The organism is Photorhabdus sp. RW14-46, from assembly GCF_963887965.1.
GTDB classification, from domain to species: Bacteria; Pseudomonadota; Gammaproteobacteria; order Enterobacterales; family Enterobacteriaceae; genus Photorhabdus; species Photorhabdus laumondii.
Map to the genome: position 1 here is coordinate 16,612 of NZ_CAWPHH010000045.1, position 13,437 is coordinate 30,048.

At 41.6% G+C, this 13,437-nt stretch carries 17 protein-coding genes and 1 pseudogene; 11 read left to right on the forward strand and 7 right to left on the reverse strand.

Annotated features, from left to right (window positions below):
- Nucleotides 1–77 precede the first annotated feature (77 nt).
- The 11 genes from rpoE (at nt 78) to acpS (ending at nt 9,433) form a co-directional block, all read left to right on the forward strand.
- Complete coding sequence (rpoE, locus tag AACQ38_RS21745) at nt 78–647, forward strand: RNA polymerase sigma factor RpoE (protein ID WP_165579064.1); 570 nt, start codon at nt 78–80, stop codon at nt 645–647.
- A 39-nt stretch (nt 648–686) separates the two neighbouring features.
- The gene (gene rseA / locus AACQ38_RS21750) at nt 687–1,337 is read left to right on the forward strand and encodes an anti-sigma-E factor RseA (protein ID WP_058589193.1); all 651 of its coding nucleotides are present in this window, start codon (nt 687–689) and stop codon (nt 1,335–1,337) included.
- A gap of 5 nt (nt 1,338–1,342) precedes the next feature.
- On the forward strand, nt 1,343–2,299 hold the full coding sequence (gene rseB, locus AACQ38_RS21755; RefSeq protein ID WP_165579065.1) for a sigma-E factor regulatory protein RseB: 957 nt from the start codon (nt 1,343–1,345) through the stop codon (nt 2,297–2,299).
- Nucleotides 2,299–2,763 carry a SoxR-reducing system protein RseC gene (rseC, locus tag AACQ38_RS21760; protein WP_165579066.1) on the forward strand — a complete coding sequence of 155 codons (465 nt, stop codon included), beginning with the start codon at nt 2,299–2,301 and terminating at the stop codon, nt 2,761–2,763. Before rseB ends, rseC begins: the two co-directional genes overlap by 1 nt.
- 194 nt (nt 2,764–2,957) lie before the next feature.
- Complete coding sequence (gene lepA, locus AACQ38_RS21765; protein WP_058589201.1) at nt 2,958–4,754, forward strand: translation elongation factor 4; 1,797 nt, start codon at nt 2,958–2,960, stop codon at nt 4,752–4,754.
- A 20-nt stretch (nt 4,755–4,774) separates the two neighbouring features.
- Nucleotides 4,775–5,755 carry a signal peptidase I gene (gene lepB, locus AACQ38_RS21770; RefSeq protein WP_011147529.1) on the forward strand — a complete coding sequence of 327 codons (981 nt, stop codon included), beginning with the start codon at nt 4,775–4,777 and terminating at the stop codon, nt 5,753–5,755.
- A 174-nt stretch (nt 5,756–5,929) separates the two neighbouring features.
- Nucleotides 5,930–6,610 carry a ribonuclease III gene (gene rnc, locus AACQ38_RS21775; RefSeq protein ID WP_011147528.1) on the forward strand — a complete coding sequence of 227 codons (681 nt, stop codon included), beginning with the start codon at nt 5,930–5,932 and terminating at the stop codon, nt 6,608–6,610.
- Nucleotides 6,607–7,515 carry a GTPase Era gene (era, locus tag AACQ38_RS21780; RefSeq protein ID WP_165579067.1) on the forward strand — a complete coding sequence of 303 codons (909 nt, stop codon included), beginning with the start codon at nt 6,607–6,609 and terminating at the stop codon, nt 7,513–7,515. The genes rnc and era overlap by 4 nt, the downstream gene beginning before the upstream one ends.
- Before the next feature lie 11 nt (nt 7,516–7,526).
- The gene (gene recO, locus AACQ38_RS21785) at nt 7,527–8,252 is read left to right on the forward strand and encodes a DNA repair protein RecO (RefSeq protein ID WP_011147526.1); all 726 of its coding nucleotides are present in this window, start codon (nt 7,527–7,529) and stop codon (nt 8,250–8,252) included.
- A 69-nt stretch (nt 8,253–8,321) separates the two neighbouring features.
- Nucleotides 8,322–9,053: a pyridoxine 5'-phosphate synthase gene (gene pdxJ / locus AACQ38_RS21790; protein ID WP_011147525.1), complete on the forward strand. Its 732-nt coding sequence runs from the start codon at nt 8,322–8,324 to the stop codon at nt 9,051–9,053.
- A complete protein-coding gene (gene acpS / locus AACQ38_RS21795) occupies nt 9,053–9,433 on the forward strand; it encodes a holo-ACP synthase (RefSeq protein WP_011147524.1) in 381 nt (126 codons plus the stop codon). The genes pdxJ and acpS overlap by 1 nt, the downstream gene beginning before the upstream one ends.
- A 2-nt stretch (nt 9,434–9,435) precedes the next feature.
- On the opposite strand, the gene AACQ38_RS21800 is transcribed toward acpS, so the two are convergent.
- From AACQ38_RS21800 to AACQ38_RS24215, 7 genes and pseudogenes are all read right to left on the reverse strand, one after another.
- Nucleotides 9,436–9,696 (reverse strand): YfhL family 4Fe-4S dicluster ferredoxin, encoded by a 261-nt coding sequence (locus AACQ38_RS21800; protein ID WP_011147523.1) that lies wholly within the window; start codon nt 9,694–9,696, stop codon nt 9,436–9,438.
- A gap of 65 nt (nt 9,697–9,761) precedes the next feature.
- On the reverse strand, nt 9,762–9,956 hold the full coding sequence (locus AACQ38_RS21805; protein ID WP_125026247.1) for a hypothetical protein: 195 nt from the start codon (nt 9,954–9,956) through the stop codon (nt 9,762–9,764).
- A gap of 207 nt (nt 9,957–10,163) precedes the next feature.
- Nucleotides 10,164–10,316: pseudogene (locus AACQ38_RS21810) on the reverse strand (tail fiber assembly protein); the annotation flags it as partial.
- A gap of 67 nt (nt 10,317–10,383) precedes the next feature.
- Entirely contained in the window at nt 10,384–11,103 is a 720-nt protein-coding gene (locus tag AACQ38_RS21815; protein ID WP_109791730.1) for a gp53-like domain-containing protein, read from the reverse strand.
- A gap of 388 nt (nt 11,104–11,491) precedes the next feature.
- Nucleotides 11,492–11,926, reverse strand: a complete 435-nt coding sequence (locus tag AACQ38_RS21820) for a tail fiber assembly protein (protein WP_165579068.1) — start codon at nt 11,924–11,926, stop codon at nt 11,492–11,494.
- Nucleotide 11,927: 1 nt separating this feature from the next.
- Nucleotides 11,928–12,755, reverse strand: coding sequence for a phage tail protein (locus tag AACQ38_RS21825; RefSeq protein WP_165579069.1), 828 nt, complete (start codon nt 12,753–12,755; stop codon nt 11,928–11,930).
- A 413-nt stretch (nt 12,756–13,168) separates the two neighbouring features.
- On the reverse strand, nt 13,169–13,288 hold the full coding sequence (locus AACQ38_RS24215) for a tail fiber assembly protein (protein WP_165579070.1): 120 nt from the start codon (nt 13,286–13,288) through the stop codon (nt 13,169–13,171).
- Nucleotides 13,289–13,437 lie beyond the last annotated feature (149 nt).

Below are 13,437 nucleotides of genomic sequence, written 5' to 3' on the forward strand. Positions count from 1 at the left end.
CTTGCTCAGGAATAGAACATCATGGTTGGTTCAGTAAATATCAATGTGGAGCTTTTCTTCGGGAGATTTAACCTCGGATGAGCGAGCAGTTAACGGATCAAATGCTGGTCGAGCAAGTGCAGAAAGGTGACCAAAAGGCGTTTAACCTACTGGTAGTTAGATATCAGCATAAAGTGGCGAGTCTTTTATCCCGCTATGTTCCGCAGGGTGATGTGCCTGACGTTGCTCAGGAAACATTTATTAAAGCCTATCGGGCATTGGCTTCGTTTCGTGGTGATAGTGCTTTTTATACTTGGTTGTATCGTATTGCAGTAAATACTGCGAAGAATTATCTGACCGCTCAAGGGCGCCGTCCGCCATCCAGTGATTTGGATGTGAGTGACGCAGAAAATTATGAAATTTCGAGTGCATTAAAAGAAATTTCGAACCCTGAGAATTTAATGTTGTCAGAAGAATTGAGGCAGGTGGTTTTCCGTACCATTGAATCTCTTCCCGAAGATTTGCGAATAGCAATAATGCTGAGGGAATTAGATGGGTTAAGCTATGAAGAAATAGCTACCATTATGAATTGCCCGGTAGGTACGGTGCGTTCCCGCATCTTCCGTGCAAGGGAAGCCATTGATGATAACATTCAACCACTGATTTAAAATTAAAAATAGTGGAACAATACTGAAGGGTACTTTGGCATGCAAAGAGAAAAACTTTCCGCACTGATGGATGGCGAAACTCTTGATAGTGAAGTCGTTAGTATTTTGTCTAAAGATTCTGTTATGCAGAAACACTGGGAAAATTACCACTTGATCCGTGACACATTGCGCGGTGATGTGACGGAAGTATTGCATAGGGATATTGCTAGCCGGGTTGCATTGGCACTTGAAAAAGAGCCTGTTCATTCTAACCTTGGGGATATTCCTGAATCTCAGCCTCAACCAGAAACTTGGCAAAAAATGCCATTCTGGCAAAAGCTTCGCCCTTGGGTGAGTCAAATGACTCAAGTGGCGGTTGCTGCCTGTGTTTCGCTGGCCGTATTGGTAGGTGTACAACAGTACAACAGTCATAGTGCAGAGGATCTTGAATATCAATCTGATACGCCGGCATTTAACACCTTGCCAATGATGGGTTCGGCTTCTCCGGTGAGTTTGGGAGTGCCTTCCGGTGATGATGTATTTGGCAATGATCAACGCCTTCAAATGCAGGAGCGTAATAAACGTATTAATATTATGCTGCAACAATATGAACTCGATCGCCGTGTGCATTTTAAGCAAAATGATGAACGGGGAATTTCACCACAGGTTGTTATTCCGGTTCCCGGAACGCAATCTTTAGGAACACAATAGCAGTAATGAAACGTATTTGGTTCTCCGTCTGTTTGCTGGCGGGCAGCCTGTTTGCTCCTTTACAAGCCTCGGCGCAGCTCAGCAGTGCTGAGGTTTTGTTGCAGGAGATGGGTAATGCCACTCGCTCTCTAACTTACGAGCTTGCTTTTATTAATCTCAACCCACAGGCTATTGTCTCGGTTCGTTATCGCCACGCTATTATCAATGGTATTCCAATTGCTCAGATTATGCAGATGGATGGCTCTCGTAGGGAAGTTGTCCAGCGCGGTAATGAGATCAGTTATTTTGAACCTGGATTGGATGCTTTCAGTCTTAGCGGTAATCATATTATTGATTATTTACCGGCCGTCATTTTTGCTGACTTCAATCAGTTGAAAAAATATTACAATTTCATTGATGTTGGTCGTACCCATATCGGTGATAGGCCCTGTAGGGTTGTACGCATCACCTCCAAAGATGAAGTGCGTTATAATTATATTTTACTGATCGACGAAGAGACTCATTTACCATTACGTATTGACTTACTTGATCGTGATAGTGAGGCACTTGAACAATTTAGGGTTGTTTCTTCTACCATTGATGGGGATATCAATGATGCAATGAGTGTGATTACTCGCTTAAATATGCCGCCAATGCTGGTCATTCCACCATCAGAGAAGGTCGTATTTAATTGGAAGGTGGGTAAATTGCCGATTGGTTTCGTTGAGGTTTCGCGTAGCCGTCGTAAATTGTCAAATAGCGGCACACTTGAATCTGTTATGTTCAGTGATGGTTTATTTAGCTTTTCCGTGAATGTGACTAATGCTGATAAAACCGGTAAGTTGGAGTATCCTCTCCGTCGTGGGGGCCGAACGATTTATAGTGCAATACGTGGTGCAAATGAGGTAACAATTATTGGTGAATTACCATTGGCAACTGCCAAGCGTATTGCCGCTGGTGTCGCATTTATAGGAGCTGACTGATGGTTAAAGAGTGGGCAACAGTAATTCACTGGCAACAGGGGCGGGCATTATTACGTTATGGTTCCTCTTCTGGTTGTGGCAGTTGTCAGGCGCGAGCAACGTGTGGTTCTTATTTACTCAATAAATTAGGGTCTGATGGCATACATCAGCTTGAACTTGAGATTTTACAACCGCTGCAACCGGGGCAAAAAGTGGAAGTGGGGATCCCTGAAGGGAGTTTGCTGCGTTCGGCGTTGCTGGTTTATCTGACTCCGCTTATTGGGCTATTCCTTGGTGGTGCACTTTTGCAGTTATGGATAACCAATCAATTGTGGGTGTTTTGTGGCGGTGTTTTAGGAGGCGCGTTGGGGTTCTTCTTTGCCCGCAGAGTCGCCACTTACTGGGATAATCGGCAGGAATATCAACCTGTCGTTTTGCAAATCGGCTTGCCTCCTGATGCCATTCACATTCAGCAGCGGGAATAAACCTACTTTAATCATCCAAGACGTCTAACAATTCATACCTTAAAGCCACAGGCATGACTAGGTTTTCGTAGATTTGGCATGTAGAATACAGCCTTTCAGGCCGGTGGCCGACCTAATAAACCGTCGCTTTATGTCCCTCTGTGTGTCCATATAGGCGAATGATTCAGAAATATCAAGGCAGAAAAATATTTATAATGAAGCAAATACGAAATTTCTCCATTATTGCTCACATTGACCACGGTAAGTCGACGTTATCTGACCGTATTATTCAAATTTGCGGTGGCTTAACAGATCGTGAGATGGCAGAGCAAGTGCTGGATTCTATGGATCTTGAGCGTGAGCGTGGTATCACCATTAAGGCTCAAAGTGTTACCTTGGATTACAAGGCGAATGATGGGCAACTCTATCAATTAAACTTTATCGATACGCCGGGGCATGTTGATTTCTCATATGAAGTTTCCCGCTCACTAGCGGCCTGCGAAGGGGCATTGCTGGTGGTTGATGCGGGACAGGGAGTGGAAGCCCAGACGCTGGCTAACTGTTATACCGCGTTAGATATGAATCTAGAAGTTGTTCCTGTGCTGAATAAAATCGATTTGCCAGCGGCAGAGCCTGAGCGCGTAGCGGAAGAGATCGAAGATATTGTCGGTATTGATGCTACTGATGCCGTGCGCTGTTCAGCTAAAACGGGGGTTGGTGTACAAGACGTCATTGAGCGCTTGGTTAAAGAGATTCCAGCACCGGAAGGCAATCCTGATGAGCCATTACAGGCTCTTATCATTGACTCATGGTTTGATAATTACCTTGGTGTTGTCTCCTTGGTGCGGATTAAAAACGGCACCTTGCGTAAGGGTGATAAAATCAAGGTGATGAGTACTGGTCAGGTATATAACGCTGATCGTCTTGGCATTTTCACTCCTAAGCGTGTTGATCGTGATGTATTGGGTTGTGGCGAAGTGGGCTGGTTAGTTTGTGCAATTAAAGACATTCTTGGTGCGCCTGTCGGGGATACTTTGACATTGGCCCGTCAACCTGCGGAAAAACCACTTCCGGGCTTTAAAAAAGTGAAGCCACAGGTTTATGCAGGGCTGTTCCCTGTCAGTTCTGATGACTATGAAGCATTCCGTGACGCATTAGGTAAATTGAGTCTGAATGACGCTTCGCTATTTTATGAGCCGGAAAGTTCTTCTGCATTGGGTTTTGGTTTCCGTTGCGGTTTCCTTGGTCTGTTGCATATGGAGATTATTCAAGAACGTCTGGAACGTGAATATGATCTCGACCTTATTACAACGGCCCCAACGGTTGTGTATGAAGTGGAGACAACTAGCCACGATACTCTTTATGTGGATAGCCCATCTAAACTACCGCCGCTGAATAATATTGAAGAGCTGCGTGAACCAATTGCTGAGTGCCATATGCTGTTACCTCAGGAGTATTTGGGGAACGTCATTACTTTATGTGTTGAAAAGCGTGGGGTGCAAACCAACATGGTTTACCACGGTAAACAGGTTGCACTGACTTACGAAATACCGATGGCGGAAGTGGTTTTGGACTTCTTCGATCGATTGAAATCTACCTCTCGCGGTTATGCTTCGCTGGATTATAATTTCACTCGTTTCCAGTCATCTGATATGGTTCGTGTGGATGTATTGATTAATGCTGAACGAGTTGATGCATTGGCATTGATTACTCACCGTGGCAATGCACAGTACCGTGGTCGGGAACTGGTGGAGAAGATGAAAGAACTTATTCCTCGTCAGCAGTTCGATATCGCAATTCAGGCTGCGATTGGTAATCATATTATTGCGCGCTCAACAGTGAAGCAATTACGTAAAAACGTCTTGGCGAAGTGTTATGGTGGTGACGTCAGCCGTAAGAAAAAGCTATTGCAGAAACAGAAAGAGGGTAAGAAACGTATGAAACAAGTGGGTAACGTTGAGTTACCACAGGAAGCTTTCTTAGCCATTCTTCATGTTGGTAAAGACAATTAATAAGCTTGTAAGGAGTCTAAATGGCTAACACTTTTGCCCTGATCCTAACGTTGGCAACGTTAGTCACCGGCATTATTTGGTGTATTGATCGTTTCAAATGGGCACCAGAGCGCAAGAAAAAACTTGCCAGATTGCAGGAGCTGACTGAGGGTACAATGGATCAGGAGCATCTGGCTGAGACTATTAACAAGCCAACATGGGTGGATACCTGTTCATCTATTTTTCCTGTGTTAGCCGTGGTTCTGATCCTGCGCTCTTTTGTTTATGAGCCTTTTCAGATCCCATCGGGTTCTATGATGCCAACTTTATTGATTGGTGATTTCATTCTGGTAGAGAAATATTCATACGGATTGAAAGATCCCATCACTCAAACAACATTGATTAAGACTGGCGAACCAAAGCGTGGTGATGTTGCTGTATTTAAATACCCGTTGGATCCAAGTTTTGACTACATCAAACGTGTGGTTGGTTTACCGGGTGATAAAATTATTTATGATCCGGCAAAGAAAGAATTGCGTATTTTTTCTAATTGCAGTGAGACAGGGAATTGTCAGGGAGAATTACCGGTTTCTTACGGTTCACTATTTCCAAGTGAGTGGACAATGCAGCAATATGGTGTTGACTCCAAAGGTGAAAGTTTGAGAAAGGTAGGTGTTTTCCAAATCCCCGTTGAAGAAACATTGCCGCCTTACAGTATGCGGCAGGGTGAACGAATTGAGAATTTGGACGCAGTGAACCATCATATTTTGGAGATTCCCGGTGTACTATCGGTACCTAATTTCCGTCAGCCTGGCTTGCCAGAGGGAATGTGGATTGTGCCCGAAGGTCACTATTTTATGATGGGTGATAACCGTGATAATAGCGCTGATAGCCGTGCATGGGGCTTTGTTCCTGAGAAAAATCTGGTCGGTCGCGCTTCAGCTATTTGGATGAGTTTTGAAAAACAGGAAGGGGAATGGCCTACCGGAGTTCGCTTCAGCCGTATTGGTGGAATTAATTAATATTCTTATATTAGCGAAGCATTAATTTTACTCGCAGTGTAGAATGTCCTTTCAAACTTAAACTGGCTCCTATAAGGGGCCAGTGCAAACGCAACAGTTTTGTCGGGGGTTCCTGTAACAGGTCTGTTGCGTGTGCGTTTTTATTTGACGAATTCTGACCGATATTGGTAGCACATGAATCCCATCGTAATTAACAGATTGCAGCGTAAGCTGGGGTACACTTTTGATCAGTATGATTTGCTGATACAAGCGTTAACTCATCGTAGTGCCAGCAGTAAACATAATGAGCGGCTGGAATTTCTTGGTGACTCAATCCTGAGTTTTGTTATTGCCAATGCGTTGTATCATCGTTTTCCTCGTGTAGATGAGGGGGATATGAGCCGCATGCGTGCCACATTGGTGCGTGGTAATACCCTGGCTGAATTGGCAAGGGAATTTGAATTAGGTGAATGCCTTCGTTTGGGGCCAGGAGAATTGAAAAGCGGGGGTTACCGTCGTGAATCAATACTGGCTGATACCGTTGAAGCGCTGATTGGTGCTATCTTCCTTGATAGCGATATTCAGTCTATTGAAAGAATTATTCTGAGCTGGTACGAAACCCGCCTGAATGAAATCAGCCCTGGCGACAAACAGAAAGATCCGAAAACCCGTTTACAGGAATATTTGCAAGGGCATCATCTGCCTCTGCCATCATATCTGGTTGTTATGGTTCGTGGTGAAGCTCACGATCAAGAATTTACTATTCACTGTCAAGTGAGCGGTATTGAACAGCCGGTTAAAGGAACAGGCTCCAGCCGTCGCAAAGCGGAACAGGCAGCGGCTGAGCAAGCATTAAAACAACTGGAGCTTGAATGAGCGAACAAGAAACCTATTGCGGATTTGTTGCAATAGTTGGACGGCCTAATGTGGGGAAATCTACGCTGCTAAATCAGCTTTTAGGTCAAAAAGTATCTATTACTTCCCGTAAACCGCAGACGACTCGTCACCGTATTATGGGTATCCATACAGAAGGTGCGTATCAGATTATTTATGTGGATACGCCAGGGTTACATATTGAAGAAAAACGGGCGATTAACCGGCTGATGAACCGGGCCGCCAGCAGTTCTATCGGTGATGTGGAGTTGGTTATTTTTGTTGTCGAAGGGACTCATTGGACCCCGGATGACGAGATGGTACTGAACAAACTGCGTAATCTGCGTTGTCCGGTTTTGCTGGCTATCAATAAAGTGGATAACGTGACCGATAAAACCAGCTTGTTGCCACATATTGGTTTTCTCAGTAAACAGATGAATTTTCTTGATGTTGTTCCAATGAGCGCTGAAAAAGGCATGAATGTTGATACGATTGCCAAAATTGTGCGCGGATATATACCGAAAGCGGCTCACCATTTCCCGGAAGATTACATTACTGACCGTTCTCAGCGGTTTATGGCTTCTGAAATCATTCGAGAAAAGCTTATGCGTTTTCTTGGTGATGAATTGCCATATTCTGTCACGGTTGAAATTGAGCAGTTCGTGGCGAATGAGCGCGGTGGTTACAACATCCACGGTTTGATTCTGGTTGAGCGTGAAGGCCAGAAGAAAATGGTTATTGGTAATAAAGGCAGTAAAATCAAGACCATTGGTATTGAAGCTCGTCAGGATATGGAAAGGCTGTTTGATGCAAAAATCCACTTAGAACTGTGGGTTAAAGTTAAAGCGGGTTGGGCTGATGATGAGCGAGCGTTACGTAGCTTGGGTTACGTCGATGATTTGAAATAAGGCATCCTCCTGTGGACGGTTGGCAACGTGTTTTTGTTCTTCATGGGCGTCCTTACAGTGAAACTAGTCTGTTACTGGATCTGTTTACTGAAAATGAAGGGCGGATTAGCGTGTTGGCAAAAGGTGCGCGTGGCCGTCGTTCCAATTTGAAAGGCTGCTTGCAGCCCTTTACCCCATTGCTGGTTCGTTGGAGCGGGCGGGGGGCAATTAAAACGCTGCGTGATGCAGATCCTATCTCTCTGGCCCTTCCTCTTACCGGCAGTGTGCTGTACAGCGGTTTATATATCAATGAATTGTTGTCAAGAGTGCTTGAACAGGGAACGGCTTATCCCGCCTTATTCTTTGATTATCTCCAATGCTTGCAGATTCTTGCTGCCAGTGAATATACACCGGAATATGCATTACGTCGGTTTGAACTGGCGTTGCTGGCAAATCTTGGTTATGGAGTTGATTATCTGCATTGTGCGGGCAGTGGTGAACCTGTCGCTGACACGATGACCTACCGTTATAGAGAAGAAAAAGGATTTATTGCTAGCTTGGTTGTTGATCATTACAGTTTTACCGGGCGCGAATTAAAATCACTGGCAACTCGTGAATTCCCTGATTCTGCAACATTAAAGGCAGCAAAGCGTTTCACGCGTATTGCATTAAAACCTTATCTAGGTGGCAAGCCTTTAAAAAGTCGTGAATTATTTCGGCAGTTTGTACGTCAGCAGCCTGAAAAGAAAGAAAACTAATGAATTTGTTTCTCTTCAAGATGGAAAGTGTAAACTTGTCATATTCTAATATGACTACAGGAGATAAATATGGCTGAAGTATTATTAGGCGTTAATATTGATCACATTGCGACGGTGCGCAATGCCCGTGGTACCCATTATCCTGATCCGGTTCAGGCGGCTTTTGTTGCGGAACAGGCGGGAGCGGATGGTATTACTATTCATTTACGAGAAGATCGCCGTCATATTACCGATCGGGATGTCGAACTGTTGAAAAAAACTATTCAGACTCGGATGAACCTTGAAATGGCCGTGACTGATGAAATGGTGGATATTGCCTGTCGTATTAAACCTGAATTTTGCTGTTTGGTGCCTGAAAAACGACAGGAAGTGACAACAGAAGGGGGCTTAGATGTTATTGGTCAGAAAGATAAGGTTGCTGCGGCGGTTAAGCGTCTATCTGATGCGGGTATTCTTGTCTCGTTATTTATTGATGCGGAACATCGACAAATTGATGCGGCTAATGAAGTTGGCGCACCTTTCATTGAAATTCATACGGGTGCTTATGCCGATGCAAAAAATGAAGTAGAACAGGAAAAAGAGTTTCATCGTATTAAAGCAGCCGCGACTTATGCAGCGAGTAAAGGCTTAACGGTTAATGCGGGTCATGGGCTGACATATCATAATGTACAACGTATTGCTGCTCTGCCAGAAATTTATGAATTGAATATTGGTCATGCCATTATTGGGCGTGCGGTATTTAGTGGTTTGACTGCTGCTGTGGCAGATATGAAAACCCAAATGCGGAAAGCTCGCCGTTAATGGCTATTATTGGGTTAGGTACGGATATTGTTGAAATTGCCCGTATTGAAGGGGTTGTCGAGCGCTCAGGTGAGCGCTTGGCAAAACGCATTCTCAGTGAATTAGAATGGGAACAATATCAGCAACATGAAAAACCGGTTCGTTTTTTGGCTAAACGCTTTGCGGTAAAAGAGGCCGCAGCAAAGGCATTAGGAACGGGCATCCGCAATGGGCTGGCATTTAACCAGTTTGAAGTGGTCAATGATGCACTGGGAAAACCGATTTTGCGGCTCTATGGTGCTGCCGCAGCGTTGGCTCAGCAATTGGGGGCGACCTCTTTGCATGTGACATTAGCTGATGAGCGCCGCTATGCCTGTGCGACCGTTATTCTTGAGCGCTGATTTCAGATTTTATCTGCATGATGCAGTAATACAAATTTATCCCACAATTGTTCTTCTGTTTCTTGACGGTCTGGATCGATAATAATCGTATTGTTTATCGGGCAGACTGATTGACAGGTTGGCGAATCATAATGACCGATGCATTCGGTGCAACGGTCGGCATCAATCTCATAAATTTCATCTCCCATCGATATCGCCTGATTGGGACATTCGGGTTCACACATATCACAATTGATACAGCTTTTTTTGATTAATAACGACATTTCAATAGATTAACTTATTTTTCATTTTAAATCAGTGTGTTATTGATGGTTCTTATTTATTACTATTACACACTTCTTATATTTCTATACCCGTTATCCTTCAAGTTGCCTCTTTGTTGGCTGCACTCGCTCACCCCGGTCACATAGTTATCTATGCTCCCGGGGATTCGTTCCCTTGCCGTCGCGATGCATTTTGAAATCCATAGGGTATATACAGCATAAATTACATTGAAAAACCAAGTCTGGCAACATAAGACCATAATATATGAAATTTTTTCTGTCTTAGCTGTATTATTCGGTTAGCTATATAAGGAATTTCAATAACGTGCAAGGTCACCAATATTGCATGGGCTAACAAGTCGTGGGTGATAATAGTTCGAATTATAACAGAATATTTACGGCTGTAGTATTAGCAATAAAAAAATAATTAAGACCGGGCGCTATACTAATCCCGGTCTTTTTGTTAATTACAATAATGGCGGAGTTGGCCAGTCAATTTCTGGTGCGTTTGAAGTGTCAACTCGGTTAAGCATCATTCGGTATTTTTTCCATTCTTTGAGTAATAGCATCTCTTCGTCTGTTGCTATATCAAGTTCTTCTGCATCAGAAAGTGGGGTTATTTTTTATTTGCGAGAGATATAAACTGCTTTATTTGATGAGCTAAATACATAGTTCTTGCCATTCATATTAATATCCTACAGCTCTATAATATGCTGCTACAGGGTTTTGTAAGTCTGTAATACTGCTAAAACATTGGAACTGAGTATTATCGACTATCATTACTGAGAATATCCCTGCGTATTGAGGGGCAGTACCAAGGTGAGTTAACGTGACATTGAGACATTTATTAGGGAACGGAATTGGAAATTTATTCAAATTACCAGGTGAGGAAAGAGCATTACCTTTAACTAACGCTGTTCCCCACATTTCAATTAACCCTGAGGGTAATTTTTGCCAGCCGGTTTCAGCTAAATTTTTGGTGAAAAAGGACATGTCTGGAATCTGATTAACCCCAATTCCTACTTCCCGTTTTGCCGCTTCATTTAAACCTAAATTTTTTAAAAACGCATTTTTATTGGGAATGTCTGCTCCGTTTTGTGCTTTTTCTAATGCGGAGTCGGAAATTTTAGTTATAATTTTTCGCTCTAACGCTCTATTTAATTGGGTGGTGAGTTTGGTTATATTACCATCATCCAAAACATCACTGTCAGATTCTGTCGCAATAAAATCGGCTACAACAGATGATATTGTGGAAGACTGACGTAATGCCTTATTTAATATATGGAGGGTAAGACCGTCTGGTGAAAACCCAGTCTGCAATTCTGGACTATTTTCATATAAATTTTGAGCTACCACATTAGCACCATCTCTAATAGAAAACGCTTTAAAATCATTCTTTGGATTCATATCAATTTTCCTAAGGTTTAATAGTAGGTTTATATTAATATCTTAAATTGTTGTAAGTGTAATTTACTGCCTCTTATAGTTTAAGGATAAAAAACAATAATTAAATGTTTTTATAAATTATGGTGTTAATGGTTTTTATATGCTTTGAGCAATAAACAATTCGATACTATCTAAGTAATTAATACTTATTTTATAGAAACTATCTTAAATGATTTTCCTATTAAAAGATTCATTGTGGGAAGTAGATTTCAATGACGTTCGTGGTCATTAATATCGTATGAAGAATAGTTCTGATGATAACAGAATATTTATGGCTGTAGTGCTGGCAATAATACAATAACAAAATGATAAAGGCCGGGGTTTACCTTAATTCCGGCCTTTTTATTAGTTACGATAATGGCGCAATTGGCCAGTCAATTTCCGGTGCTGTTGAAGTAGCAACCCGGTTAAGCATCACGCGGTATTTTTTCCATTCTTTAAGTGATAGTATTTCCTCATCTGTTGCTATACCAAGTTCTACTGCATCGGAATGTGGGGTTATTTTCTCATTTGCCAGAGATATAAATTGTGCTTTTTGACTTTCCGCTATGGATATCAATTCCTCTTTTGTTGGTGGTGGAATATCTTCCCAACAAGGAAGACCCTCTTCGTCAGAGGAAAGTATTTTTCCTATGGGCGAGATTCCCGAAAACTCATTGAATATGTCATCAGTTACCGGTAAAGGGTCATTTGGCCATGAGCTAGCTTCAATATACTCCTGCTGTAATGATAGTGGATAAAATGCTTTATTTAATGCGCTAAATACATAGTTTTTATCGTTCATATTAATACCCTATTGCTCTATAAAATGCGGCTACAGGAACTTGTAAATTTGGAATACTGCTAAAACATTGGAATTGGGTATTATTGACTGTCATTATTGAAAATGTGCCAGCATGTTGAGGGGCGTTACCAACGTGAGTTAACGTGACGTTGAGACATTTATTCGGGAATGGGATTGGAAAGTTATTTAAAGCACCAGGTTCGGCATAAGCATTGCCTTTAACTGATGCTATTCCCCACATTTCAATTAAGCCCGAAGGTAATTTTTGCCATCCGACCTGATTCAGGCTAGAGGTGAAAAACGACATATTAGGCACTTGATTTTCACCATTCCCTATCGTTATATTTGTTGAATCGGATAAACCAAGGTTCTTTATAAATGCAGCTTTATCAGGAATGTCTGCGCCGTTTTGGTCTTTTGCCAGTCGATTATTAGCATTATCATTTACATCAGAAACAAGCTTTTGAGTTGGAGCGAGTGTATTACTGTTGCCTATTTGGTCTGTGAGCTGAATAATTCCTTTTTCTGTTAATGAGGCATCGCGAGTTTCTGTTGTGTTTTTTTGTTCTAAGGATTTCTTGAATTGGGTGGTGAGTTTGTCTATATCCCCATTATCCAGAACATCTTCGCCAGATTGTGTTGCGATAAAATTAGCGACGACAGTGGATATGGTTGACGACTGACGTAATGCCTTATTCAATAGTTCAGGGGTAATATCTGCTGTTGGAAACCCAGTTTGTAATTTTTGTTCTTTTTCATATGTTTCTTGGGGCATTATATTTGCATTTTCACTAATAGAAAAAGCCTTAAAATCATTCTTTTGACTCATATATTTTTCTCCAATTAATCAGTGCATTTTATAAGCAATATAGTGAATTTTTATAAAAATAATTTTTCCCTATTCACGCCAGCTATAGTTTAGTTAGAAAAAAGAATAATGGAATATTCTTATAACTTATAGGGTTAACTATTTTTATATAATTGTTGGTAATGAATATGTTAATTTTTTGTAATTTTAAATGTATCTAAACTATTTGCATTTAATATTTGAAAATGATTTTTATTAATTCCATTTATGGTCTAGGGGAGTTATGTGGTATAACTGAATTGGTTTAATATTTTAATGATTATTGATGTTGAGTAGCGACAAAATACCAGAATCAATAAAATGATAAAGACCGGGTTCTACCTGAATCCCGGTCTTTTTGTTAATTACGATAATGGTGGAATTGACCAGTCAATTTATGGGGCTTTCGAAGTATCAACCCGATTAAGTATCACCCGGTATTTTTTTATTTTCAATAGATAAAAATTTTGTTTTAATGTACTAAATAGTTTTTGTTGTTCATAATTTTTTTCCAAATTTAATTAAATAGTTATTATGGGTAGATTCACATAATAAGTGCAACATCGTTAATCTGGAAGTAAACATGTTCGTATTCCTTTAAATAATTCATTCGGGGTTTTCCCACCCCGTGTTTTTCGAGGGCGATTATTTAATCGGGTTACCA